Here is a 25,857-nt window from a genome sequence, read left to right as displayed (position 1 = left end):
AACGCCATGCGGACACTTCAAAAGTTTAGCAAGTAAGTTCTGTACAAAAGATAGACCAACAAAATTAATTTTATCCTTTGGCTTATGTAAATCACACACTCGCAAACGTGACTTAATCAGTGTCAAGAGAACACTGATCAGCCCCTCGTAAAAATCATGACATGGCGTACTGGCGCGGTGCACGCACTGCCAGCCGTACTGTTTCGCGCCCAGAAAACATCGTTAATTAATGATCAATAAAGCGACCCGATAATGAATACACTCTCGCCTCTGCTACCGCCGCCTATTACAACGCCCGCTCAACACAGCCGCCCGACTCGAGCCATTGACACTGCGCCGACAGTAGAAAATACACCGTCGGGCATGCCGCCCCTTTCAGAAGATAAAGCCTCAGGCCTGGGACAAAAACCGAGCTCGGCTCCAACCCCCAACCATGAACTGGATTTCGCCAAGGGCGTCATTTATGGGGCGGTCGGCGTTTCCCCGCCCACAGCAAGTTACACGCTACAGGAGCGCCTACAGCGGATCGACGCTTATGCCGGTCGGGTCGTAACGCAAATCAAGCACATAGAAAGCGGCGAGGAATGCGAAAGCAATATCAGGTTCCAGAAGACTCGCCAGTTTCTGGAGCCTGCCGGCTACTTCAGCGGTGGGTTATTGGCCGCTGGGTTAGACCCACATGAAAAAATCACCGTGACATTCAACGCTTACGTGGGGAAATGGAAACCGGAAGTCAAGACCAACACCGAGACACGCACCTATTTTGCCTGGGAAATTGCCGCGGGTGCCCTGAAGCACGATAGACCAGCGGAAGGCGGCCTGCTCAACTTCCAAACCATGGAAATCCAGCCCCAGGACCGCAGCAAGATCAACGATCTGGAAGCGCTGGGTGCGAAGCTTCAAGATCACTGGAAAGATGACATAGCCAAGCCCTTGCGCGACGAGTCAGGCGCATTGGCAAAGCGCTCGGGGAAAGCCGATGCCTATGTTGTGAAGGGCATCTTGCAAGGCCTGCGCAATGATAAAGATATCTATAAAACGCTAACGCCTGAAGGTCAAATAGCCGTTGACCGCACGCTGGACAAGAAAGGGAACGTGCTCATCCCAAACATATACGGCTATCCAATGGCCGGGTACGCGTTCATCCCTTACGTCAATTATCACGGCAACTATGACACCCGACCCAATCAAGGCCTGATGATTGACTTGAAGAACGGTACGGTCAATGAAATAGGCGGGGATGATGATTTTGCCCGCTGGGCCGGTAATAATCGTGAGGCATTGCGGGCCAGCTTTAACGCCCGGGACAAGCAAGGCGGAAAAGATGCTCATTGGCCAGCCGCAGGCGATGTACTCGAAAACATTATTGAGGGTAATCATGCTCATTACCCAGGACGTCATAACTTCCTCAGTGATAAACAGGTCCCCGTAAAGGAGACATTTAATTACACTCAATCCCGAACACAAAGTTACCATTTAAAGTTCGGAGATCTGAAATCCGGCATTGCTGCAGATTATCAAGAGCTCAACGCCAACAACGCAAAGTGGGCCGATCAAACCGAGGTATTTGGCGCCTCGCAGCAAACGTGGAAGGAAGCCAAAGAATTGTGGGGGCGCACGTTCGGCTACGTGCCCATCCTTGGCAACGCGGGCAATATTTACTTCGGTGTCCATGACTCCATTTATGGCATGACCGCCGACGATCGTGTGGGCGGCACGGCCGCTGCAGTCATATCGGGCCTGCAACTGGCGCACGAACTTGCACCCTCTGTGGCAGAGGCGGGGCTGGGTGAGCCTGCAATCGCTACCCGCGCCTCGACGCCGCGGCCGTACAGCTGGAAATACAATGAGCAGACGCGCGATTTTGAGTTCGTGCGAGCGCCAGAAACTTCGAACAAGGCTGACACAAACGCCACCAAACCTGCGAGCACAGTTGTAACCCCTCCGACGAAGACCGCCGCATCCTTCCCGGGGATGCAGGAAATAGAGTTCAGGGGCAAAACGTATTTCGTCGCGGATAAACCCGATGCCTGGAACGGCACGGCTTACTTGTTGCGAGTGAAAGATCCGAGCGACCCAACAAAATTGGTGAGCAGTGGCATTATTGCCAACCCTGATGAGGCAGGCGTGTGGAAGAAAGACGTGTTAACGGGTGGCGGAAGGTGGCCATGGCAACGCCCCGAATCACCCACCCCAAGTATCGAACCCAAGACCCCGTTGATGTCGGATCAGTTTCTGGAATTAGACGGGACAAAAATGCGAGGCTCTACGACGCTGGATCAATACCTCAATGGTGAGGAGCACGCCTATACCTATGGTGTTGCTATTAACGATAACGGTGAGACCGCACCGCAGGTTTCCTGGACAGCTGACGAGAACCCAGCCCACGCCACACCACACCCGACAGCTGGAAAATCAACGTTCGGGACGAGTGAATACAGTGAGCAATTTATTAGAGATATAAACCGCAGCCGGTTCACAGTGAACACGCCAGAGGGCATCACACTGGAAATCAACATCCCCGAACAGGTCCGGTTGCTTCAACAGCAAAAAGGCGCCACGTTGTCAACTGCCGAACTCAACAGCGTCATACAAGAAAACCTTGAAAAGTTTGAGATCGCTATACCAGATGCCGCGTTAAGAGCCCGAATTTCTGAAGTTGCCAATCAATGGTTGCTCGGTGCTGCCCCCGATGAGTTTCGAACATCTCGTTTCAACGGCACAGTATTTGGTAGCGGTCGAGACCCCCACTACATTATCGAGTATGCGGGAGAAGGAAAAACGGCCACCGTCACAGGGAAATCTGACTTTATACTTACCCGACTAGACGAAAGTAATGGGGAACTTGAAACACTGACTGATGTAAATGTAAAAGCGTCAAGAACAATCACTATAGACACCAGCAATGAAATTGACGGCGACGGTTATGTCATCAACCCCTCAGCGCCTACCCGTATAGAGATCACGGCTGTACTGGACTGATCAGTACTCCCCTCTATCTGCCCTTACTGAACGGCGGTAACCTCGGTGACCGCCGTTTTCGTTTGGGCAATTTTTGGCTGCCAGCCACTTCAGGGGACTCCATGGAAAGAATCGCGTTTAAACCACTGCTACTCGCCGCCAGCCTCCTGGCCTGTATGCCCATGGCTCACGCCGCCAGCACCCTGGTCTACTGCTCCGAAGCCAGCCCCGCCGGCTTCGACCCCAGCCAGTACACCAGCGGCACCGACTTTGATGCCTCCGCCGAAACCATGTTCAACCGCCTGACCCAGTTCAAGCGTGGCGGCACCGAAGTCGAACCTGGCCTGGCAACCAGTTGGGATGTCTCCAAAGACGGCCTGACCTACACCTTCCATCTGCGCGATGGCGTCAAGTTCCACACCACCGAGTACTTCACCCCTACCCGTGACTTCAACGCGGATGATGTGCTGTTCACCTTCAACCGGCTTTTGGACGCCGAGAGCCCATTCCGCAAAGCTTACCCGTCCGAGTCGCCGTACTTCACCGACATGGGTTTGAACACCACGATCAAAAGCGTCGACAAACTCGACGAGCACACCGTGCGTTTCAGCCTGAACAATGTCGATGCCGCGTTTGTGCAGAACCTGGCCATGAGCTTTGCCTCGGTGCAATCGGCCGAATATGCGGCTCAGTTGCTCAAAGAAGGCAAGGCGGAGGACATCAACCAAAAACCGGTGGGCACCGGGCCGTTTGTGTTCAAGCGCTACCAGAAGGACTCGCAGATTCGCTACGTCGCCAATAAACAGTATTGGAAGCCCGAGGATGTGAAGCTCGACAACCTGGTGTTCGCGATCACCCCGGACGCGGCCTCGCGTTTGCAAAAACTCAAGGCCGGCGAATGCCAGGTCAGCGGTTACCCACGGCCGGCCGACATTGACGTGATGAAGCAGGACCCGAACCTGCGGGTGCTGCAACAAGCCGGTTTCAACCTGGGCTTCCTGGCTTACAACGTGACCCACCCACCGCTGGACCAACTCAAGGTGCGCCAGGCCCTCGACATGGCCATCGACAAGCCCGCAATCATCAAGGCCGTTTACCAAAGCGCCGGTCAATTGGCGCAGAACGCGCTGCCTCCCGCGCAGTGGTCTTATGACCCGAATATCAAGGACGCGCCCTACGACCCGACCAAGGCTCGGGCGCTACTAAAAGAAGCAGGGGTTGCACCCGGTACCACCATCAACTTGTGGGCGATGACCGTGCAGCGCGCCTCCAACCCCAATGCGCGAATGTCGGCTCAGATGATCCAGCAGGATTGGGAGAAGGTGGGTATCAAGGCCAATATAGTCAGCTACGAATGGGGCGAATACATCAAACGCGCCAAAAATGGCGAGCACGACGCAATGATTTATGGCTGGACCGGCGACAACGGCGACCCGGATAACTGGCTCGGCGTGCTCTACAGTTGTGCTGCGGTCAAGGGCAGCAATTATGCAAAATGGTGTAACCCGGCCTACGACAAACTTGTGCAGCAGGCCAAGCTCAGCAGCGACCGCGAGCAGCGCATCAAGTGGTATCAACAGGCGCAGAAAATCCTTAAGGAACAAGTACCTATAACGCCTATTGCAAACTCGACGGTTTTCCAGCCGATTCGAAAAGAAGTGCAGGACTTCAAGATCAGTCCGTTTGGCTTAACGCCGTTCTACGGTGTCAGTCTAGATAAGTAACAGCAACGCCCCAACCGAGTGCGCCAGACGCCTCGATTGGGCTTTTTTGGTGCGCCGAATGCACCGAAAAAACCCTCTATATATATGCATTTATGTACAAACTTTCATAAATGCGACATTCCTGTACGTTCGTACCACACTTTGCTGCTTGCAACGGTTCAGCATCTTGCAATGGGTATGGCCCCTGCATAAGTATCCGCAGGCCGACTCACGAGGTCGCCCTCACCACCAAAAATGACAACAAATCATGAGGCCAACATGCTTAAACACGCAGTCCTTCCGCTTTTAGTGAGTGCTGGCCTTATGGCCGCAGCTCCGTTCGCCCATGCGGCGACTAACCTGGTGTTTTGCTCCGAAGGGAGCCCGGCCGGTTTCGACGCAGCCCAGTACACCACCGGAACAGACTTCGATGCCTCGGCCGAAACCATGTTCAACCGTCTGACCCAGTTTGAACGCGGCGGCACCGCTGTAGTTCCTGGGCTGGCCACTAGCTGGGACGTGTCCCCCGATGGCCTGACGTACACCTTCCATCTGCGCGACGGCGTGAAGTTCCACACCACTTCGTACTTCAAACCGACCCGTACCTTTAATGCTGATGACGTGCTGTTCACGTTCAACCGCATGATCAACAAGGACGATCCGTTCCGCAAAGCCGCCCCTACCGAGTTCCCGTACTTTACGGACATGGGGATGGACACCAACATCAAGAACATCGAGAAAGTCGATGACCACACCGTCAAGTTCACCCTTGGCACCGTGGACGCGGCGTTCATCCAGAACATGGCGATGAGCTTCGCTTCGATCCAGTCGGCCGAATACGCCGCCCAGCTGTTGAAAGAAGGCAAAGCGACCGACATCAACCAGAAGCCAATCGGCACTGGCCCGTTCGTGTTCAAGAGCTACCAGAAAGACTCGAACATCCGTTACACCGGCAACAAAGACTACTGGAAACCTGAAGACGTCAAGATCGACAACCTGATCTTCGCGATCACGACTGACCCATCGGTACGTATCCAGAAACTCAAGAAAAACGAATGCCAAATCACCTTGTTCCCACGCCCGGCCGACCTGAAGGCGCTGAGCGAAGACAAGGACCTGAAAATGCCGCACCAGGCCGGTTTCAACCTGGGCTATATCGCTTACAACGTCATGCCAGTTATCAAAGGCCAGACCGCGCCTAACCCGCTGTCCGACCTGCGCGTACGTGAAGCCTTGGACATTTCGGTGAACAAGCAGCAGATCATCGACTCCGTCTACCAGGGCGCGGGCCAACTGGCCGTCAACGCCATGCCGCCAACCCAGTGGTCCTACGACACCACCATCAAAGATGCACCGCACGACGTGGCCAAGGCCAAGGAGTTGCTCAAGGAAGCTGGCGTTAAAGAAGGCACCGAGATCACCCTGTGGGCCATGCCGGTTCAACGTCCATACAACCCGAACGCCAAGCTGATGGCCGAGATGCTGCAGAACGACTGGAAACAGATCGGCCTGAAGGTCAACATCGTCAGCTACGAGTGGGGCGAGTACATCAAGCGTTCCAAAGGCGGCGAAAACCAGGCCATGATCATTGGCTGGAGCGGCGACAATGGTGACCCGGACAACTGGCTGAACGTGCTGTTCGGCTGCGACTCGCTGGGCGGTAACAACTTCTCCAAATGGTGTGACAAGAAATTCGACGGCATCGTGAAAGAAGCCAAGGCTACATCGGATGTCGCCAAACGCACCGAGCTGTACAAGCAGGCGCAACATATCCTCAAAGATGCAGTCCCGATGACACCTATCGCGCACTCGACGGTGTATCAACCCATGCGCAACACCGTGCAGGACTTCAAGATCAGCCCGTTTGGCTTGAACTCCTTCTACGGCGTGGGCGTAAGCGGCAAGTAAGGATTAGTAACGGCGACGTTTCATAACGTCGCCGTTATTGCATCCGCCTAGACAGTAGGAAACGGACCACGACAGAACTCGTTGCGTCTTACAGCAATGAGCCGCGACGTAGAACCCCGTTACCTACAAGGTCAATCCATTTTGGCGCATTTACTGCGAAGTCCGCGGCCCATACCGTCGTAGGACAGCAGAAGCACCAATAACGGAAAGGCACTTGCTGTGTGTGGGATCAGTGATGTCTCCCTGGCTGAACGCCAGGGTGATTGCTCGCTGATGACAACAACAAACAAGGATCGGGATCGTCATGCGCCATACCACTGTTCTATCCGCAATTTTTGGCACCAGCCTGCTGGCTGTGGCCACGATGGGCCAAGCCGCCGACAAGAAGAGCCTGGTGTTCTGCTCAGAAGGCAGCCCGGCCGGGTTTGACACCGCGCAGTACACCACCGCCACGGACAACGATGCGGCCGAGCCGCTGTACAACCGCCTGGTTGAGTTCGAAAAAGGCGCGACCAATGTGGTGCCTGGGCTGGCAACCAAGTGGGATATTTCCGAAGACGGCCTGACCTATACCTTTCACCTGCGTGAAGGGGTGAAATTCCACAGCAACAAGGAATTCAAGCCGACGCGGGACTTCAATGCCGACGACGTGCTGTTCACCTTCAACCGCATGCTTGACCCCGACCACCCGTTTCGCAAGGCCTACCCTACCGAGTTTCCGTACTTCAACGGGATGAGCCTGAACAAGAACATTGCCAAGGTCGAGAAAACCGACCCGCACACCGTGGTGATGACGTTGAACACGGTCGACGCCGCGTTCGTACAAAACATCGCCATGAGCTTTGCCTCGATTCTGTCGGCCGAGTACGCCGAACAGTTACTGAAAGACGGCAAACCCAGCGATATCAACCAGAAGCCCATCGGCACGGGCCCGTATGTGTTCCAGCGCTATCAAAAAGACTCGCAGATCCGTTATGTGGGTAACAAACATTACTGGGACCCGAGCCGGGTCAAACTGGATCAACTGATCTTCGCCATCAACACCGACGCGTCGGTGCGGGTGCAGAAGCTCAAGGCCGGCGAGTGCCAGGTGACCCTGCATCCGCGCCCGGCCGACGTCGACGCCCTCAAGGCTGACCCGAACCTGCAACTGCTGACCAAGCCGGGTTTCAACCTTGGCTATATCGCCTACAACGTGCGCCACAAACCCTTCGACCAGCTCGAAGTGCGTCAAGCGCTGGACATGGCGGTGAACAAGCAAAGCATCCTCAATGCGGTGTACCAGGGCGCCGGGCAACTGGCCGTCAACGCCATGCCACCGACGCAGTGGTCCTACGACGAGACCATCAAGGACGCCGCCTACAACCCGGAAAAAGCCAAAGCGCTGCTCAAGGCTGCCGGCGTCAAGGAAGGGACCGAGATCACCCTGTGGGCGATGCCGGTGCAACGGCCGTACAACCCCAACGCCAAGCTGATGGCCGAGATGCTGCAAAGCGACTGGGCCAAGATCGGCCTCAAGGTCAAGATCGTCAGCTACGAGTGGGGCGAGTACATCAAGCGCACCAAGAACGGTGAGCACGATATCAGCCTGATCGGCTGGACCGGTGACAACGGTGACCCGGACAACTGGCTGGGCACTCTGTATAGCTGCGACGCCATCGGCGGGAACAACTACTCCATGTGGTGTGACCCGGCGTACGACAAGCTGATCAAGCAAGCCAAGGTCGTGACCGACCGCGAACAAAGGACTGTTCTGTACAAACAGGCGCAGCAACTGCTCAAGCAGCAGGTGCCGATCACGCCAGTCGCCCACTCGACGGTCAACCAGCCGTTAAGCGCCAAAGTCGAAGGGTTCAAAGTCAGCCCCTTCGGCCGCAACGTGTTCTCGGGCGTCAGCATTAACCCATAAGAAAATAGCCGGATGGCGGGGGGCCAAATTGGCTCTCCGGCAAACGTGCAGCCTTTTGTTGGGAATTTTCCTACGGCAAACGTTTGCAATAGCTTGAACGAGTTACACACCCAATAGCCGGTTCACCTAAAAAGACCGGCATTAAAAAGAGAACCAAAGGAGCTTCACCCATGAAACTGAGCAGCAAAGCGCTTCTGGCCCTGGCCATCAGCAGCATCACGGCAACCGCCTTCGCTGAAACCCAGAGCCAGGACTTCGTTCCAACCACATTGGCCGGCACCAGTGCCCAAAGCGAGGCCAAAGGCTTTGTCGATGGATTCAGCCTGGGCGGTACCACCCGTAACTGGTTCGCCAACGAACAACGCTTCCGCGGCAGCAAATTCAGCTACCAGAAGCACGGCGAAACCCGCACTGACGCGTACCGTACCAACTGGGTACAAGGCACCATCCTCAACGCCACCTCGGGCTTCACCCAAGGCACCGTTGGCGTGAGCACCGAAGTGGCGGTCTACAACGCTCTGGTTCTGGACCGTAGCAAGCGCGACATCAAGGGTGGTTCCAACCGTACCCTGGCCGACTCCAACGGTGACGCCGTCGACCAATGGAGCAAACTGGGCCTGGCCAACGTCAAGTTCCGTGTCTCGAACACCACCTTGACCGCCGGTCGCCAGAACTTCAGCAGCGGTATCGTCGACACCATCGGCAACCGTGCCCTGCCTTCGAGCTTTGAAGGTGTGAGCTTCAACAGCGAAGAATTCAGCAACCTGTCGTTCCAGGGCGGCGTGTTTGACCGCGTTTCGCCACGTACCGAACAGAGCCTGTCGAAATTCCGCACCGAATACGGCAATGGCCAGGAAACCGACAAGGTCAACACCTTGGGCGTTAACTACCAGCCATTCAAAAGCCTGAAAACCAGCCTGTTCGCCGCCAACGTCGAAGACTTCTGGAACCAGTACTACTTCGGCGCCACCCACGAACTGGGTGATGCACAGACCCTGGCTCTGACCACCGGCCTGAACTACTACAAAACCGTCGATACCGGCAAAAAGCTGATGGGCAAGATCGACAACGATACCTACTCGCTGTCGCTGGGCCTGACTCACCAAGCCCACAGCCTGACCTTCTCGTACCAGGAAGTGAACGGTAACGAGTACTTCGACTACCTGCACGAAACCAACGGCATCTACCTGGCCAACTCCCTGACGTCCGACTTTAACGGCCCGAACGAGAAATCCTTCCAGGTTGCCTACGGTCTGAACATGGCCGAATACGGCGTGCCAGGCCTGAAGTTCAATATCTACTCGGCTCGCGGCTGGGGCATCGACGGCACTCACTACACCGGCAACGGTGGCATCGCCGGCCGTGGTTACGACGGCATCCAGTCCCAGGACGGCGAGAAACACCAGGAATACGGCATCGGTACTTCCTACGCCCTGCAGAGCGGCCCACTCAAGGCCACCACCATTCGTGGTACCTACGTGACTCACCGCGCCAGCGCCAACCAGGCTGACGGCAACCTCCGTGAGTTCCGCCTGGTCACCACCATCCCGTTCAACATTCTTTAATTAGCGCCAGGTAGACGGCGGGCTCATGACGAGCCCGCCGTCTACGCTTGTCTGGTTTAATCGATTGCAGAGGGCTCTGAATGAAAATGCTCCCGCTACAAGCTGCCATTGCCGCTGCGCTGTTGAGCGTTGCGATCGGCGTATCAGCCAAACCGCTGGTGGTCTGCACCGAAGCCAGCCCGGAAGGTTTTGACCCGGTCCTGTACACCACCGCCGTGACGGCTGACGCCGCTGCCGAAACCATGTTCAACCGCCTGGTGGACTTCAAGCCCGGCACCACCGAAGTAGTCCCCGCGCTGGCCAAGGCCTTGCCGGAAATCAGCGCCGATGGCCTGACCTACACGTTCCACCTGCGTGACGACATCAAGTTCCACACCACCGACTACTTCAAACCCACGCGCAACATGAATGCCGACGACGTGCTTTGGAGCTTCCAGCGCCAGCTGGACCCGAACCACCCTTGGCACAACAAGTCCAACGTGGGCTACCCGTACTTTGAAAGCATGGGCTTCAAGGAACTGCTCAAGAGCGTAACGAAGACCGACGACCACACCGTCGTATTTACCCTGACCCGCCCTGAAGCCCCATTCCTGGCCGACCTGGCCATGGCGTTTTCCTCGATTCACTCCGCCGAATACGCCGACCAGTTGCTCAAGTCCGGCAAGACCGATGACCTGAACGCCAAGCCGATCGGCACCGGGCCGTTCATCTTTACCCGCTACGCCAAAGACGCCCAAGTGCGCTTCAAGGCCAACCCGGACTACTTCCGTGGCAAGCCGCCGGCTGACCCGCTGATCCTGGCGATCACCACCGACAACAATGTGCGCCTGCAGAAACTCAAGGCCAACGAATGCCAGATCGCGCTGTATCCGAAACCGGATGACGTGCCGAGCATGAAAGCCGACCCGAACCTGAAAGTGGCAGAGCTGGCGGCGATGACCACCAGCTACACCGCGTTGAACACCACGCACAAGTACATGAGCGACGCACGGGTGCGTCACGCGATCAACATCGCCTTCGACAAAAAAGGCTATAACGAATCCCTGTACGGCAAAGGCAACGCTGTGGATGCCACCGGCCCGTACCCGCCCACCCTGCTGGGTTTCAACGACAAACTGAAAAACCCGCCACGGGACCTGGATAAAGCCCGCGCCTTGCTCAAGGAAGCCGGCGTACCGGAAGGCACCGAGATCACCCTGTTCACCCGTAACGGTGGCGGCCCGACCAACCCTAACCCGATGCTCGGCGCCCAGCGCATGCAGGCGGACTTGGCGCAAATCGGTCTGAAAGTGAACATCAAGGTGATGGAATGGGGCGAAATGCTCAAACGCGCCAAAGCGGGCGAGCACGATATGGTTTCGGCTGGCTGGGCAGGGGATAACGGCGATCCGGATAACTTCCTCACGCCTAACCTGAGTTGCGATGCAGCCAAAAACGGCGAAAACTACGCCCGCTGGTGTAACAAAGAGTTTCAAGACTTGATCGACAAGGCCCGCGCTGACGCTGAACCCACACAGCGCGCTGCACTCTATGAACAAGCCCTGGACGTTTTCGCCAAGGACCAACCGTGGATTCCCATGGCTTACCCGAAAATGTTCACCGCCATGCGTAAAAACGTCGAAGGTTTTACCCAAAGCCCTCTGACGACAAATAACTTCGCCACCACCCAGGTGAAGTAATAAGAGAAGACGCTCGGCACCGTCGCCATTGACGGTGCCGAACCTGCCTAACCGGCTGATTGAGGTACACAACAAGATGTTTAGTTTTATTGCCCGCCGATTGGGGTTATTGATCCCCACGTTTTTCGGCATCACGTTGCTGACGTTTGCGTTGATTCGCATGATCCCCGGCGACCCCGTCGAAGTCATGATGGGCGAACGACGAGTCGACCCCGAGATGCACGCACAGGCAATGGAACGCCTTGGCCTTAACAAGCCTTTGTACGCGCAATACCTGGATTATGTTGGCAAGCTCGCCCACGGCGACCTTGGCGAATCGCTGCGCACGCGCACCAGCGTGTGGACCGAATTCACCGCCCTCTTCCCGGCGACCCTGGAACTGTCCATGGCCGCCCTGTTGTTCGCCGGTATCCTGGGCCTGTTGGCCGGGGTAATCGCGGCCTTGAAACGAGGATCCCTGTTCGACCATGGGGTGATGGGCATCTCCCTTGCGGGATATTCGATGCCGATCTTCTGGTGGGGCCTGATCCTGATCATGTTCTTCTCGGTAAGCCTGGGCTGGACCCCGGTTTCCGGACGTATCGACCTGCTTTACGACATCGAGCCGCGCACCGGCTTCATGCTGATCGACACCCTGCTGGCTGACGAGCCGGACGCATTCTTTGACGCCCTGCACCACCTGATCCTGCCGGCCATCGTGCTCGGTACCATCCCGCTGGCGGTGATTGCGCGGATGACCCGTTCGTCGATGCTCGAAGTCTTGCGTGAAGACTACATCCGTACCGCCAAGGCCAAAGGCCTGTCGCCGGCGCGCGTGGTATTCGTACACGGCCTGCGTAACGCGCTGATCCCGGTCCTCACCGTGGTCGGCCTGCAAGTCGGCACGCTGCTGGCCGGTGCGGTCCTGACCGAAACCATCTTCTCGTGGCCTGGCATCGGTAAATGGCTGATCGAAGCCATTGGCGCGCGGGACTACCCGGTGGTGCAAAACGGCATCCTGCTGATCGCCTGCCTGGTGATCCTGGTGAACTTCGTGGTGGATATCCTCTACGGCTTCGCCAACCCACGCATCCGTCACCAGCGCTGAGATCATGACCATGACCACACCTACTCAAGTGTCAGCAGTCGATCAAAGCCTGCTGTATCCGTCCCCGTACAAAGAATTCTGGCAAGCCTTCTCCAAAAACAAAGGCGCGGTTGCCGGCCTGCTGTTCATGTTGCTGATCGTGTTCTGCGCGCTCTTCGCCCCTTGGGTTGCGCCGCATAACCCGAGCGAGCAATACCGCGACTTCCTGCTCACCCCACCGGCGTGGCTGGAAGGCGGGCAGATGCAATTCCTGCTGGGTACCGACGAACTGGGCCGTGACCTGCTCTCGCGTCTGATTCAGGGCTCACGCCTGTCCTTGCTGATCGGCTTGTCGTCGGTGGTGATGTCGCTGATCCCGGGCATCCTGCTGGGTCTGTTCGCCGGGTTCTTCCCGCGCCTGCTTGGCCCAACCATCATGCGTTTGATGGACATCATGCTGGCCCTGCCATCGCTGCTGCTGGCCGTTGCCATTGTCGCGATCCTCGGCCCTGGCCTGATCAACACCGTGATTGCGATTGCCATCGTGTCCTTGCCGTCCTATGTCCGTCTGACCCGCGCTGCGGTGATGGGCGAACTGAACCGCGACTACGTGACGGCCGCCCGCCTCGCCGGCGCCGGCCTGCCACGCCTGATGTTCATCACCGTGCTGCCTAACTGCATGGCGCCGCTGATCGTTCAGGCGACCTTGAGCTTCTCTTCGGCGATTCTCGATGCCGCGGCCCTGGGCTTCCTCGGCCTTGGCGTACAACCGCCAACCCCTGAGTGGGGCACCATGCTGGCTTCGGCCCGTGACTACATCGAACGCGCCTGGTGGGTGGTGAGCCTGCCGGGTCTGACCATTTTGCTCAGCGTGCTGGCAATCAACTTGATGGGTGACGGCCTGCGCGATGCGCTGGACCCGAAACTCAAGAACGCCGCCTGAGGAGATTCCCATGTCACTGTTAGAAATCAAGAATCTCAACGTCCGCTTCGGCGACAAGACCGCCGTGCCGGTGGTCGATGGCCTCGACATTTCCGTCGACAAAGGCGAAGTGCTGGCAATCGTTGGCGAGTCGGGTTCGGGTAAATCCGTGACCATGATGGCGCTGATGGGCCTGATCGAGCACCCCGGTATCGTCACTGCTGACGCGCTGAACTTCGACGGCAAGGACATGCTCAAGCTGAGCAACCGCCAGCGTCGGCAGATCGTCGGCAAAGACCTCGCGATGGTATTCCAGGACCCGATGACCGCGCTGAACCCCAGCTACACCGTGGGTTTCCAGATTGAAGAAGTGCTGCGCCTGCACCTGAAAATGTCCGGCAAGCAAGCGCGCAAGCGTGCCATCGAACTGTTGGAAAAGGTCGAGATCCCCGGCGCTGCCAGCCGTATGGACGCCTACCCGCACCAACTGTCCGGCGGTATGAGCCAGCGTGTCGCAATCGCCATGGCAATTGCCGGCGAGCCGAAACTGCTGATTGCTGACGAACCGACCACCGCGTTGGACGTGACCATCCAGGCGCAGATCATGGAGTTGCTGCTGGCCCTGCAGAAAGAGCAGAACATGGGCCTGGTGCTGATCACTCACGACCTTGCGGTCGTGGCTGAAACCGCCCAGCGCGTGTGCGTGATGTACGCCGGCCAGGCCGTGGAAGTCGGCCAAGTACCGCAACTGTTCGACATTCCGGCGCATCCGTACAGCGAAGCGCTGCTCAAGGCGATCCCCGAGCACAGCCTTGGCGCCACGCGCCTGGCCACGTTGCCGGGTATCGTGCCCGGCCGCTATGACCGCCCGCAGGGTTGCCTGCTGTCGCCGCGCTGCCCGTATGTGCAGGAATCCTGCCGTGCCCAGCGGCCCGGCCTTGATCCGAAAAGCAACAGCCTTGCGCGCTGCTTCTACCCCTTGAACCAGGAGGTGGCGTAATGGCCGTCGTTCTTACCGCCCGCGACCTCACCCGCCACTACGAAGTGTCCCGTGGCCTGTTCAAGGGCCATGCCCTGGTGCGTGCGCTTAATGGTGTGTCGTTCGAGCTGGAAGCTGGCAAGACCCTCGCCGTAGTAGGCGAGTCGGGTTGCGGCAAATCCACCCTGGCCCGTGCGCTGACACTGATTGAAGAGCCGTCATCGGGCTCCTTGAAGATCGCCGGCCAGGAAGTGGCCGGCGCCGACAAGGCCCAGCGCAAGCAATTGCGCAAAGACGTGCAGATGGTGTTCCAGAGCCCGTATGCGTCGCTGAACCCGCGTCAGAAAGTGGGTGATCAACTCGGCGAGCCGCTGTTGATCAACACCCACCTGTCGGCCGCCGAGCGCCGCGAGAAAGTGCAGGCGATGATGAAGCAAGTGGGCCTTCGCCCTGAGCATTATCAACGCTACCCGCACATGTTCTCCGGTGGCCAGCGCCAGCGGATCGCATTGGCCCGCGCCATGATGCTGCAACCTAAAGTGCTGGTGGCGGATGAGCCGACGTCGGCACTCGACGTGTCGATCCAGGCCCAGGTACTCAACCTGTTCATGGACTTGCAGCAGGAATTCAACACCGCCTACGTGTTCATCTCCCACAACCTGGCGGTGGTGCAACACGTCGCCGACGACGTGATGGTGATGTACCTCGGCCGCCCGGTAGAAGTCGGCCCCAAGGAAGACATCTACGCCCGCCCGCTGCACCCGTACACCCAGGCGCTGCTGTCAGCCACCCCGACCATCCACCCGGACCCGAGCAAGCCGAAGATCAAGATCGTCGGCGAACTGCCCAACCCGCTGAACCCGCCGCCAGGTTGCGCTTTCCATAAGCGCTGCCCGTATGCGACCGCGCGGTGCAGCAGCGAGGAACCGCAGCTGCGCGCCCTGGATAACCGCCAGGTGGCATGCCACTACGCGGAGCAGTTTGTGGCCTGAGCGCAACAAAAATGCCCTGGGTGATTAAGCCCAGGGCATTACAGGAGTTCTACCGCCCCACCCGTCGGATTGCGCATCAGTCCGGCAGGTGGGGCTTTTTTTTGTTCGACTCAGGTATCGCTATCGCCTTCGGTGTCATCGTCATCTGGCGCTTGCTGATCATCATCATCCTTGGAGCCGCCTTGGTCCTCATCACCAGGCTCGGCCTCGCTCTTGGCCAACTGCAAACCACCCACCTGCGGCATCTTTGCCGCCACATAGCCCGGCGCCTGGCTGTGCACGGCCGTACTGGCCCATGCAGAGGAAGCACCCAGCGATAGCATCACCAGTACTTTTAGCAACAACACCAAACGTTGAAAGATAGTCATGGTCGATTTCCGTCCAGTCAGTGAATCACGTGCACCAGCATGCGGCCGGCACTGGGATTTAAGCTAGTTTCGTTCTCGGTTTTACGCCAATCAGGCTTCAGGTATCGCCGTCATCGTAGGTTTCGCTGTCCTCGCCTTCGTTGTAGGGGTTCTCTTGGTCTTCCTTGGGCGCGGGTTGAGCCCGGGGCTGCCAACTGCCGGAATTGACCTCCTTCTGCTTTTTCTTGGTAACCGGGCCGGTGTCTTTCCACTGTGGCGTGCCGGTCTCCGCCAGCGCCGAGGTGCCTGCCAGCCCCAAAGCCGCCAGCAACATCAGCTGGACGGCACATTGAGTTATACGCAAGGTCGTCTCCTGATCCGTCGGTGAGTGCGTGAAGTATTTGAATACGCTAGACCGGATGCGGGCTTCTCGCCAATGCCACAGACAGATGAAGACCAACTGTGGGAGCAGCGTCGCGCCCACAAAAAAGGGCGAAGCCATGACAGCTTCGCCCTTTGGTGTACCGCGCAGACCTTAGTGGTGCTCGCGGGTCGCCCGGAATTTCACATCCGGCCAGCGCTCTTCCATCAGCGCCAGGTTGACCCGCGTCGGTGCCAGGTAGGTCAGGTGACCACCGCCGTCGATCGCCAGGTTTTCTACGGCCTTGTTGGAGAACTCTTCCAGCTTCTTCTTATCGCTGCAATCGATCCAGCGCGCGGAGTACACGGTGATTGGCTCGTAGGAGCATTCAACCTTGTATTCCTCTTTCAAACGGCTGGCGACCACATCGAACTGCAGCACACCGACGGCGCCGAGGATGATGTCGTTGCTGCGCTCGGGGAAGAACACCTGGGTGGCGCCCTCTTCGGCCAATTGCTGCAAGCCTTGGCGCAGTTGCTTGGACTTGAGCGGGTCACGCAGGCGTACGCGGCGGAACAGTTCCGGGGCGAAGTGCGGGATGCCGGTGAAGCCCAGGGCTTCGCCTTCGGTGAAGGTGTCGCCGATCTGGATGGTGCCGTGGTTGTGCAAACCGATGATGTCGCCGGCAAACGCCTCTTCCAGCTGCTCACGCTCGGAGGAGAAGAACGTCAGGGCGTCGCCGATGCGCACGTCCTTGCCGGTGCGCACGTGGCGCATCTTCATGCCTTTTTCGTATTTGCCGGAGCAGATGCGCATGAAGGCGATACGGTCGCGGTGTTTGGGGTCCATGTTCGCCTGGATCTTGAACACGAAGCCGGTGAATTTCTCTTCGACCGGTTCCACGGTGCGCTCGTTGGCAACGCGGGCCAGGGGTTTCGGTGCCCAGTCCACCACGGCATCAAGCACGTGATCGACACCGAAGTTGCCCAGAGCCGTACCGAAGAACACCGGCGTCAGCTGGCCGTCGAGGAATTCCTGCTGATTGAACTCGTGGCAGGCGCCCTGTACCAGTTCCAGCTGGTCGACAAAACGATCGTACTCGTCACCCAGGTGGGCGCGGGCTTCGTCCGAGTCGAGTTTCTCGATGATCTTGGTTTCGGTGCGTTCGTGACCGTGGCCGGCGGTGTAGACAATGATGTAATCGTCGGCCAGGTGATAAACGCCCTTGAAGTCGCGGTAGCAACCAATCGGCCAGGTGATCGGCGCGGCCTTGATTTTCAGGACGGCTTCGATTTCATCCAGCAACTCGATCGGGTCGCGGATATCGCGGTCGAGTTTGTTGATGAAGCTGACAATTGGCGTGTCACGCAGACGGCAGACGTCCATCAGCGCGATGGTCCGTGGCTCAACGCCCTTACCGCCATCGAGGACCATCAAGGCCGAGTCCACCGCGGTCAGGGTGCGGTAGGTGTCTTCGGAGAAGTCTTCGTGGCCCGGGGTGTCGAGCAGGTTGACCATGTGGTCGCGATACGGGAACTGCATGACCGACGTGGTAATGGAAATACCCCGTTGCTTTTCCATCTCCATCCAGTCGGATGTCGCATGGCGGTCGGATTTGCGGGATTTCACCGTGCCGGCCACAGCGATTGCCTTGCCCATCAGCAACAGCTTCTCGGTGATGGTGGTTTTACCGGCATCGGGGTGGGAAATAATGGCGAAAGTGCGGCGTTTCGCGACTTCGGCGGCCTGGTGGGTCATGGGAAATCGCCTGGCAGGTGAGTCAAAAAAGGGCGGCGAGTATAGCGCAAACCCCAGGCGCCGGACCACCGTTCAGCCCATTGGGGGTGGCTAAATGCTGCCAAGTGTGGAACCTTTTAAAAGGTAGAGACGTCCACTCCCCTGCTACCGCACTCGTAACAGGGGCTGAAAAATCAGCAAGTTAGCCTGACGAGGCTGCGCTCATGGCTCGATCGCATACCGCGTTGCCGGTATCGGCGAGCTGCTTTTCGCGAACACATTCGAAGGCAGCCAGGAATGGCATTGCCGCCGGAGAATGTGTTCGCCGACAAAAGAAAAAAAGGAGTCCGCCTGTGGCTATTCGCTATGGCAAAGGGCTGATAGGAGGTGTGGTTGTCGTCGCACTCCTGGCCCTGCTGGTCCACTGGATCGGCATCAACACGATCGAACTGTACCGCGACGATTTGTTGTTTTACCTGCAAGCACACCTGATCCTCGTTCTAGTCTCCATGCTGGCCGCCCTCGTTGTGGGCATCCCCGCCGGCATCCTGCTCAGCCGACCGAACATGGTCGGGCGCGCAGAACGCTTCATGCAGATCTTCAACATCGGCAACACCGTCCCTCCCCTGGCCGTACTGGCCATCGCCCTCGGCGTCCTTGGCATCGGCAGTGGCCCGGCCATCTTCGCGCTGTTCCTCGCCTCTCTGTTGCCCATCGTGCGCAACACCTACGAAGGCCTTAAAAACGTTCAAGGCTCACTCAAAGAAGCCGCCACCGGCATCGGCATGACGCCGCGCCAGGTGCTGTTTCGCGTGGAACTGCCTAACGCCGTGCCGATCATCATCGGCGGCGTGCGTGTGGCCCTGGCGATCAACGTCGGTACCGCACCGCTGGCCTTCCTGATTGGCGCCAACAGCCTGGGCAGCCTGATTTTCCCCGGCATCGCCCTGAACAATCAGCCGCAATTGCTGCTCGGCGCCGCGTGCACCGCGCTGCTGGCATTGCTGCTCGACGGTCTGGTGACCATGGCCAGCCGCCTCTGGCTGGAACGCGGGTTGCGTCCGTCTTAAGGCTTGGCAAAGGAATTCACATGAAAAAACTGACATTGATACTGAGCTGCGTCCTGCTGCTGGCAGGTTTTGCGCAAGCCGCCGAAAAACCAGTGATCCGTATCGGCGCCCGGGTGTTCACCGAACAGACCCTGCTCGCCGAGATCACCTCCCAATACCTGCGCACCAAGGGCTACGACACCCGCGTGACCGGCGGCCTGGGCAGTAACCTGGCACGCAGTGCCCAGGAAAGCGGGCAACTGGACCTGATCTGGGAATACACCGGCGTGTCGCTGGTGGCCTACAACCACGTGGACGAAAAGCTCGACAGCGAACAGTCCTACGCCCGAGTGAAAGAACTCGATGCGAAAAAAGGCCTGGTCTGGCTCTCGCCGTCGAAATTCAGCAACACCTACGCGCTGGCACTGCCGGAAAACGTCGCCCAGGAATTCCCGCAGATCAACACCATCAGCGACCTGACCCAAGCACTCGCAGAGAAAACCAAAGGCACGCGCCTGGTGGCCCTGGATACCGAGTTCGCCAACCGTTCCGACGGCATGGCCGGCATGGTCAAGCTGTATGACATGAACCTGACCCGCAAAAACACCCGGCAGATGGACGCTGGCCTGGTCTACACCGCGCTGCGTAATGGCCAGGTGTTTGCCGGGTTGGTCTACACCACCGACGGTCGCCTGAACGCCTTCAAATTGAAGCTGCTGGAAGACGACAAGCATTACTTCCCGGACTACACCGCAGCGCCTGTGGTGCGTCAGGTTTATCTGGACGCCCACCCTGAATTGGCCGCAGACCTCAAGCCGCTGGCCGCGCTGTTCGACGATGCAACCATGCGCCAACTGAATGCGCGGGTCGACGTCGACCATGAAAGCCCGTCCGCCGTGGCTGCAGATTTCCTGCGCCAACATCCGATCAACCCATAAGAGGAGAAGACATGGAATTCCTGAACGCCTTTTCCCATCTTGATTGGGCCCAAGTCCTGCACCTGACCTGGCAGCACATCACCCTGGTCGGCATTGCGGTAATCCTGGCGATTGTCGTCGGCGTGCCCCTCGGCGTGCTGATGACCCGCTTCCCGACCCTGGCCGGTCCGCTGCAAGCCAGCGCCACGGTGCTGTTGACCGTGCCGTCCATCGCCTTGTTTGGCCTGCTGTTGCCGTTCTACTCCAAGTTCGGCCAGGGCCTGGGGCCGATGCCGGCGATTACCGCCGTGTTCCTCTACTCCCTGCTGCCAATCATGCGTAACACCTACCTCGCCCTCACGGGCGTGGAGCCTGGCATTCGCGAAGCCGCCAAAGGCATCGGCATGACCTTCGGCCAGCGCCTGCGCATGGTCGAGCTGCCCATCGCCGTGCCGGTGATCCTCGCCGGTGTGCGCACCGCCGTGGTGATGAACATCGGTGTGATGACCATTGCCGCCACCATCGGCGCCGGTGGCCTGGGTGTACTTATTCTGGCTTCCATCAGCCGCAGCGACATGTCGATGCTGATCGTTGGCGCCGTGCTGGTCAGTCTCCTGGCCATCTTCGCCGACCTGCTTCTGCAATGGCTGCAACGCTCGCTGACTCCAAAAGGACTGCTCAAATGATCGAACTTCAAAACCTGACCAAGACTTTTCAAAGCAACGGCAAAACCGTGTCCGCCGTGAACGACGTTAGCCTGACCGTCAACGAAGGCGAGATTTGCGTATTCCTCGGCCCGTCGGGCTGCGGCAAGAGCACCACGCTGAAAATGATCAACCGCCTGATCAAGCCCACCTCGGGCAAGATCCTGATCAATGGCGAAGACACCACCGACCTCGACGAAGTGACCCTGCGTCGTAACATCGGCTATGTGATCCAGCAGATCGGCCTGTTCCCGAACATGACCATCGAGGAAAACATCGTGGTGGTGCCCAAGCTGCTCGGCTGGGACAAGCAGAAATGCCACGACCGCGCCCGCGAATTGATGAGCATGATCAAGCTGGAACCCAAGCAGTACCTGCACCGTTACCCGCGTGAACTGTCGGGTGGCCAGCAACAGCGGATCGGTGTGATCCGCGCGTTGGCGGCCGATGCACCGTTGCTGCTGATGGACGAACCGTTCGGTGCGGTCGACCCGATCAACCGCGAGATGATCCAGAACGAATTCTTCGAGATGCAACGCGCGCTGAACAAGACCGTGATCATGGTCAGCCACGACATCGACGAGGCCATCAAACTGGGCGACAAGATTGCGATCTTCCGCGCCGGCAAGCTGCTGCAGATCGACCATCCGGACACCTTGCTGGCGCATCCGGCTGACGAGTTCGTCAGCAACTTCGTCGGCCAGGACAGCACCCTCAAGCGCCTGCTGCTGGTCAAAGCCGAAGATGCAGCCGACAACGCCCCGTCGGTGAGCCCGGAAACTCCGGTGGCGGATGCGCTGGAGCTGATGGATGAAACTGACCGCCGTTATGTGGTGGTCACCTGCGCCGAGAACAAAGCGCTGGGTTATGTACGACGTCGCGACCTGCACCGTCAGACCGGTACCTGCGGGCAGTACCTGCGCGAGTTCAACGCCACGGCGGCGTACGACGAGCATTTGCGCATCCTGTTGTCGCGTATGTATGAGTTCAACCGTTCGTGGTTGCCGGTGATGGATGCCGAGCGGGTGTTCCTCGGTGAGGTGACTCAGGAGTCGATTGCCGAGTACCTGAGTTCCGGTAAGTCGCGTGGCGGCAAGACCAGTATTGTGTCGCCTGCCGAGACCGCCCTGGCCTGACACAACGTGGTAAAAAATGTGCGAGGGGGCTTGCTCCCGATGGCGGTGTGTCAGTTACTTCATCTGTCACTGATCCACCGCCATCGGGAGCAAGCCCCCTCCCGCATTTCCCCTTCGGTGAGTCAGGGAAATCGCCTCGATTACCACTCGACGGGGAACATCAATCCGTCACACCTGTCGGTTACATAAGTAGCTGCACCGGGTCCCGCGACGAACGCGTGCAAAAACGCGACATTTTTAGTTGATCTATGGCCCCTCACGTCCTAAAGTTCGCGCCGAACGTCCATGCTGGAAACGATCCATCCGGCTCAAGTACTGACGACGAGACAGCAAGGCCAAGGGACGCGGTTATCCCATGGCCTTTTTGCTTTCGGCGACATGCCTTGGGAAGTAGGCGAACCAAAGTGGGGATACGGAGGACGTTCAGTTGCACCCATTGATCAAAACAGTTTGCCCTTAGGAGTTCCCAGCATGTCGATCAACGTCGAAGATTATTTCGCGCGCGCCACTTTTGACAAAATGAAGGCGTTCGCGGACAAGCAAGAAACCCCGTTCGTGGTGATCGACACCGCGATGATCAGCCAGGCCTACGATGACCTGCGCGCCGGTTTCGAATTCGCCAAAGTCTATTACGCGGTCAAGGCCAACCCGGCTGTCGAGATCATCGACCTGTTGAAAGACAAAGGCTCGAGCTTCGACATCGCGTCGATCTACGAACTGGATAAAGTGATGGACCGTGGCGTCAGCCCCGACCGTATCAGCTACGGCAACACCATCAAGAAATCCAAGGACATCCGCTACTTCTACGAGAAAGGCGTGCGCCTGTTCTCCACCGACTCCGAAGCCGACCTGCGCAATATCGCCAAGGCCGCGCCGGGCTCGAAAGTGTATGTGCGTATCCTCACCGAAGGCTCGACCACGGCTGACTGGCCTCTGTCGCGCAAATTCGGCTGCCAGACCGACATGGCCATGGACCTGCTGATCCTCGCCCGCGACCTGGGCCTGGTGCCTTACGGCATCTCCTTCCACGTCGGCTCGCAACAGCGCGACATCAGCGTGTGGGACGCAGCGATCGCCAAGGTCAAAGTGATCTTCGAGCGCCTGAAGGAAGAGGACGGTATCCACCTCAAACTGATCAACATGGGCGGCGGCTTCCCGGCCAACTACATCACCCGCACCAACAGCCTGGAAACCTACGCTGAAGAAATCATCCGCTTCCTCAAGGAAGATTTCGGCGACGACCTGCCGGAAATCATCCTCGAACCCGGCCGTTCGTTGATCGCCAACGCCGGTATCCTGGTCAGCGAAGTGGTGCTGGTGGCGCGTAAATCGCGTACCGCCGTCGAGCGCTGGGTGTACACGGATGTGGGCAAGTTCTCCGGCCTGATCGAAACCATGGACGAAGCCATCAAGTTCCCGATCTGGACCGAGAAGAAAGGCGAGATGGAAGAAGTGGTCATCGCCGGTCCTACCTGCGACAGCGCCGACATCATGTACGAAAACTACAAGTACGGCCTGCCACTGAACCTGGCGATTGGTGATCGTTTGTACTGGTTGTCGACCGGTGCCTACACCACCAGCTACAGCGCGGTTGAATTCAATGGCTTCCCGCCGCTGAAGTCGTACTACGTGTAAGCACGCCGCACACAAAAAACCCATGACATGTCATGGGTTTTTTTATGGGTCAGGACAGGGTCGTTGCGCGCTGTTCGTAGGCCTCGGCCATTGCCCGAACCTGCGGATTGGCGGCCGCCGCCAACGCCTTGCTGGCTGTGCGCAGGAATTTGAGATTTCCGCCGGCCAGTGCCTGGCGTAACCACGCCAACGCAGTGTCGACCTGACCGCTGTCGGCCAACACCGCCGCATAACTGAACTGCCCGCGAAAATCCCCGCCTTCGGCTGAGCGTCGATACCAGGCCACGGCCGACTCCAGGTCCTGTGGGCAACACCGGCCCTCTTCCAGATAACGCCCCAAAAGGTTCATCGACTTGGCATGGCCCTGCTCGGCCGCCTGGCGATAGAACCCCAGCGCTTGCGCTTGATCTACAGCCACGCCGCGACCGGTGGCCAGCAGGTTGCCGTAGTTGTACTGGCCCCAATCCAGCCCGGCCGTTGCCGCCAGGCGATATTCGCTGGCGGCCGCGACTTCGTCGACGGCGCAACCCCAGCCATGTTCCCGGCAACGCCCGACCATATTGCGGGCCATCAAATGCCCGCCCTGCGCCGCAATCTGGAACCAGCGCAACGCCAGCGCTTGATCACGTGCAATGCCGCGCCCTTCCAGCAGGATTTGCCCAAGCAGGGCCTGGGCGTCGACCACGCCCTCCTTCGCCGCCATCAAGATGGCCTGGGCGGCACGCACCGGAGAGTCATCGAGCATGCGTTGCAATTGCTCGACGGTGAGGACTTCTTCACGGCGCAATAAAAACCCCATGTCAGACCTCAACCCAGCGGCGCAACAGGTTGTGGTAAGTGCCGGTCAGCTGGATCAGCGCCGGGTGGTCGGGAACATCGCGGGTCAGTTGCTGGATCGCGCCGTCCATCTCGAACAGCAAGGTGCGCTGGCTGTCTTCGCGCACCAGGCTTTGGGTCCAGAAAAACGCGGCATACCGCGTGCCGCGCGTCACCGCGTTGACTTTGTGCAGACTCGAGCCTGGGTAAAGCACCATATCGCCGGCCGGCAGTTTTACCCGCTGCAGGCCGAAGGTGTCCTGGATCTCCAACTCACCGCCGTCGTATTCATCCGGGTCGCTGAAAAACAGCGTGGACGACAGGTCGGTACGTACCCGCTCATGGCTGCCCCTGGGCTGACGCACGGCGTTGTCGATATGAAAGTCGAAACTGCCACCCGCCGTGTAGCAATTGAGCAGCGGCGGGAAGACTTTGTGCGGTAACGCCGCCGACATAAACAGCGGGTTTTTCCATAGGCGCTCAAGCATTGCCGCGCCGATTTCCTTGGCCAACGGGTGGCCTTCGGGCAATTGCAGGTTGTGTTTGGCTTTGGCGGATTGGTGCCCGGCGGTGATTTTACCGTCGGCCCACTCGGTGTTTTCCAGGGCTTGGCGAATGCGCAGCACCTCCTCGCGAGAGAACAGGCCGGGAATGTGCAGCAGCATGGGGCGATACCTGAAATCAGAGAGGCGCCAATGGTATTGATTCTTATCCTCCCTGTAAAACCCAGGGACGAACGAGCGGGTAAAAACCGTAAGCGGAAAGTGTAAAGAATGTAAATTCAGTGCGAATAGCAATGTATCGCAATTGATATCAAGTCTTGTTGACCCTATATTCCGCGGCCTCAACTCCTTGGGGAAGGACAACTCATGTCGCGCACTACGCTAAAAATATCTGCCGGTTCACCACGCGTACTGGCTTCGGCCATCGGCGTTGCACTCAGCGCCAGCTCTGCTGCCCACATGGCGCAAGCGGCCGAAAGCACTGAACAAAAAGGCCAGCGCAACAGCATCTCCCTGGGTGCCACCAGCATTACCGGCCAGGAACAGGACAACACGTCCTACCAGGTAGAAAAAGCGTCTTCGCAGAAGTACACCGCACCACTGGTCGACACACCGCGCTCGGTCACCGTCGTGCCGCAACAAGTCCTCAAGGACACCGCCGCGACCTCGTTGCAGGATGCCTTGCGCACCGTACCGGGAATTACCTTCGGCGCCGGTGAAGGCGGCAACCCTCAGGGCGATCGCCCGTTCATTCGGGGGTTTGACGCCCAGGGCGACACCTACCTTGATGGCGTGCGCGACACCGGCGGCCAGAGCCGCGAGATCTTCGACATCGAGTCGATCGAAGTCAGCAAGGGCCCGAACTCCTCGTTCGGCGGGCGCGGCTCGGCCGGCGGCAGCATCAACCTGGTCAGCAAAACACCACAAGCCCGCGACTTTACCAACGGCGGTTTCACCTACGGCTCCGA

Annotated in this window: 21 protein-coding genes; 16 read left to right on the top strand and 5 right to left on the bottom strand. The window is 58.5% G+C overall.

The window, feature by feature from the left end; all coding sequences use genetic code 11:
• Positions 1–252: 252 nt before the first annotated feature.
• From A7D21_RS27735 to A7D21_RS27690, 10 genes are all read left to right on the top strand, one after another.
• Positions 253–2,982 (top strand): hypothetical protein, encoded by a 2,730-nt coding sequence (locus A7D21_RS27735; RefSeq protein ID WP_069553191.1) that lies wholly within the window; start codon positions 253–255, stop codon positions 2,980–2,982.
• A gap of 101 nt (positions 2,983–3,083) precedes the next feature.
• Positions 3,084–4,685, top strand: coding sequence for an ABC transporter substrate-binding protein (locus tag A7D21_RS27730; RefSeq protein ID WP_069553190.1), 1,602 nt, complete (start codon positions 3,084–3,086; stop codon positions 4,683–4,685).
• 258 nt (positions 4,686–4,943) lie between these two features.
• Entirely contained in the window at positions 4,944–6,572 is a 1,629-nt protein-coding gene (locus tag A7D21_RS27725; RefSeq protein WP_053254376.1) for an ABC transporter substrate-binding protein, read from the top strand.
• Positions 6,573–6,936: 364 nt separating this feature from the next.
• On the top strand, positions 6,937–8,481 hold the full coding sequence (locus tag A7D21_RS27720) for an ABC transporter substrate-binding protein (protein ID WP_371859236.1): 1,545 nt from the start codon (positions 6,937–6,939) through the stop codon (positions 8,479–8,481).
• Positions 8,482–8,651: 170 nt separating this feature from the next.
• Positions 8,652–10,046 (top strand): OprD family porin, encoded by a 1,395-nt coding sequence (locus tag A7D21_RS27715; RefSeq protein WP_053254374.1) that lies wholly within the window; start codon positions 8,652–8,654, stop codon positions 10,044–10,046.
• 80 nt (positions 10,047–10,126) lie between these two features.
• Positions 10,127–11,725 (top strand): ABC transporter substrate-binding protein, encoded by a 1,599-nt coding sequence (locus A7D21_RS27710; protein WP_053254373.1) that lies wholly within the window; start codon positions 10,127–10,129, stop codon positions 11,723–11,725.
• 76 nt (positions 11,726–11,801) lie between these two features.
• A complete protein-coding gene (locus tag A7D21_RS27705; protein WP_010565541.1) occupies positions 11,802–12,812 on the top strand; it encodes an ABC transporter permease subunit in 1,011 nt (336 codons plus the stop codon).
• A 10-nt stretch (positions 12,813–12,822) separates the two neighbouring features.
• On the top strand, positions 12,823–13,734 hold the full coding sequence (locus tag A7D21_RS27700; protein ID WP_053254372.1) for an ABC transporter permease subunit: 912 nt from the start codon (positions 12,823–12,825) through the stop codon (positions 13,732–13,734).
• A gap of 10 nt (positions 13,735–13,744) precedes the next feature.
• Positions 13,745–14,713, top strand: a complete 969-nt coding sequence (locus A7D21_RS27695) for an ABC transporter ATP-binding protein (protein WP_017138287.1) — start codon at positions 13,745–13,747, stop codon at positions 14,711–14,713.
• A complete protein-coding gene (locus A7D21_RS27690) occupies positions 14,713–15,684 on the top strand; it encodes a peptide ABC transporter ATP-binding protein (RefSeq protein ID WP_053254370.1) in 972 nt (323 codons plus the stop codon). Before A7D21_RS27695 ends, A7D21_RS27690 begins: the two co-directional genes overlap by 1 nt.
• Before the next feature lie 110 nt (positions 15,685–15,794).
• On the opposite strand, the gene A7D21_RS27685 is transcribed toward A7D21_RS27690, so the two are convergent.
• From A7D21_RS27685 to A7D21_RS27675, 3 genes are all read right to left on the bottom strand, one after another.
• Positions 15,795–16,052 carry a hypothetical protein gene (locus A7D21_RS27685; RefSeq protein ID WP_069553188.1) on the bottom strand — a complete coding sequence of 86 codons (258 nt, stop codon included), beginning with the start codon at positions 16,050–16,052 and terminating at the stop codon, positions 15,795–15,797.
• Positions 16,053–16,149: 97 nt separating this feature from the next.
• Positions 16,150–16,395, bottom strand: a complete 246-nt coding sequence (locus A7D21_RS27680) for a hypothetical protein (RefSeq protein WP_053254368.1) — start codon at positions 16,393–16,395, stop codon at positions 16,150–16,152.
• 171 nt (positions 16,396–16,566) lie between these two features.
• Entirely contained in the window at positions 16,567–18,150 is a 1,584-nt protein-coding gene (locus A7D21_RS27675; RefSeq protein WP_017138290.1) for a peptide chain release factor 3, read from the bottom strand.
• A 332-nt stretch (positions 18,151–18,482) separates the two neighbouring features.
• Between A7D21_RS27675 and A7D21_RS27670 the strand changes: the two genes are divergently transcribed.
• From A7D21_RS27670 to A7D21_RS27650, 5 genes are all read left to right on the top strand, one after another.
• Complete coding sequence (locus A7D21_RS27670) at positions 18,483–19,199, top strand: ABC transporter permease (RefSeq protein WP_027604862.1); 717 nt, start codon at positions 18,483–18,485, stop codon at positions 19,197–19,199.
• A gap of 20 nt (positions 19,200–19,219) precedes the next feature.
• A complete protein-coding gene (locus A7D21_RS27665; RefSeq protein ID WP_069553187.1) occupies positions 19,220–20,116 on the top strand; it encodes a glycine betaine ABC transporter substrate-binding protein in 897 nt (298 codons plus the stop codon).
• A gap of 11 nt (positions 20,117–20,127) precedes the next feature.
• The gene (locus A7D21_RS27660) at positions 20,128–20,781 is read left to right on the top strand and encodes an ABC transporter permease (RefSeq protein WP_027604864.1); all 654 of its coding nucleotides are present in this window, start codon (positions 20,128–20,130) and stop codon (positions 20,779–20,781) included.
• Positions 20,778–21,935 (top strand): betaine/proline/choline family ABC transporter ATP-binding protein, encoded by a 1,158-nt coding sequence (locus A7D21_RS27655; protein ID WP_017138294.1) that lies wholly within the window; start codon positions 20,778–20,780, stop codon positions 21,933–21,935. Before A7D21_RS27660 ends, A7D21_RS27655 begins: the two co-directional genes overlap by 4 nt.
• Before the next feature lie 471 nt (positions 21,936–22,406).
• The gene (locus tag A7D21_RS27650) at positions 22,407–23,570 is read left to right on the top strand and encodes a type III PLP-dependent enzyme (protein ID WP_053254366.1); all 1,164 of its coding nucleotides are present in this window, start codon (positions 22,407–22,409) and stop codon (positions 23,568–23,570) included.
• Positions 23,571–23,619: 49 nt separating this feature from the next.
• Here A7D21_RS27650 and A7D21_RS27645 read toward each other — a convergent pair whose 3' ends face one another.
• Together A7D21_RS27645 and A7D21_RS27640 are read right to left on the bottom strand one after the other, a co-directional pair.
• Positions 23,620–24,369: a tetratricopeptide repeat protein gene (locus A7D21_RS27645; protein WP_069553186.1), complete on the bottom strand. Its 750-nt coding sequence runs from the start codon at positions 24,367–24,369 to the stop codon at positions 23,620–23,622.
• Position 24,370: 1 nt separating this feature from the next.
• On the bottom strand, positions 24,371–25,051 hold the full coding sequence (locus tag A7D21_RS27640) for a Fe2+-dependent dioxygenase (RefSeq protein ID WP_053254364.1): 681 nt from the start codon (positions 25,049–25,051) through the stop codon (positions 24,371–24,373).
• 204 nt (positions 25,052–25,255) lie between these two features.
• On the opposite strand from A7D21_RS27640, the gene A7D21_RS27635 reads away from it, so the two are divergent.
• On the top strand, positions 25,256–25,857 hold a 602-nt coding region (locus tag A7D21_RS27635; protein WP_171902648.1), incomplete at its 3' end, for a TonB-dependent receptor plug domain-containing protein.

Source organism: Pseudomonas sp. AP19 (assembly GCF_001728855.1).
Taxonomy (GTDB): domain Bacteria; phylum Pseudomonadota; class Gammaproteobacteria; order Pseudomonadales; family Pseudomonadaceae; genus Aquipseudomonas; species Aquipseudomonas fluorescens.
This window is presented reverse-complemented; position numbering and strand designations above follow the sequence as displayed.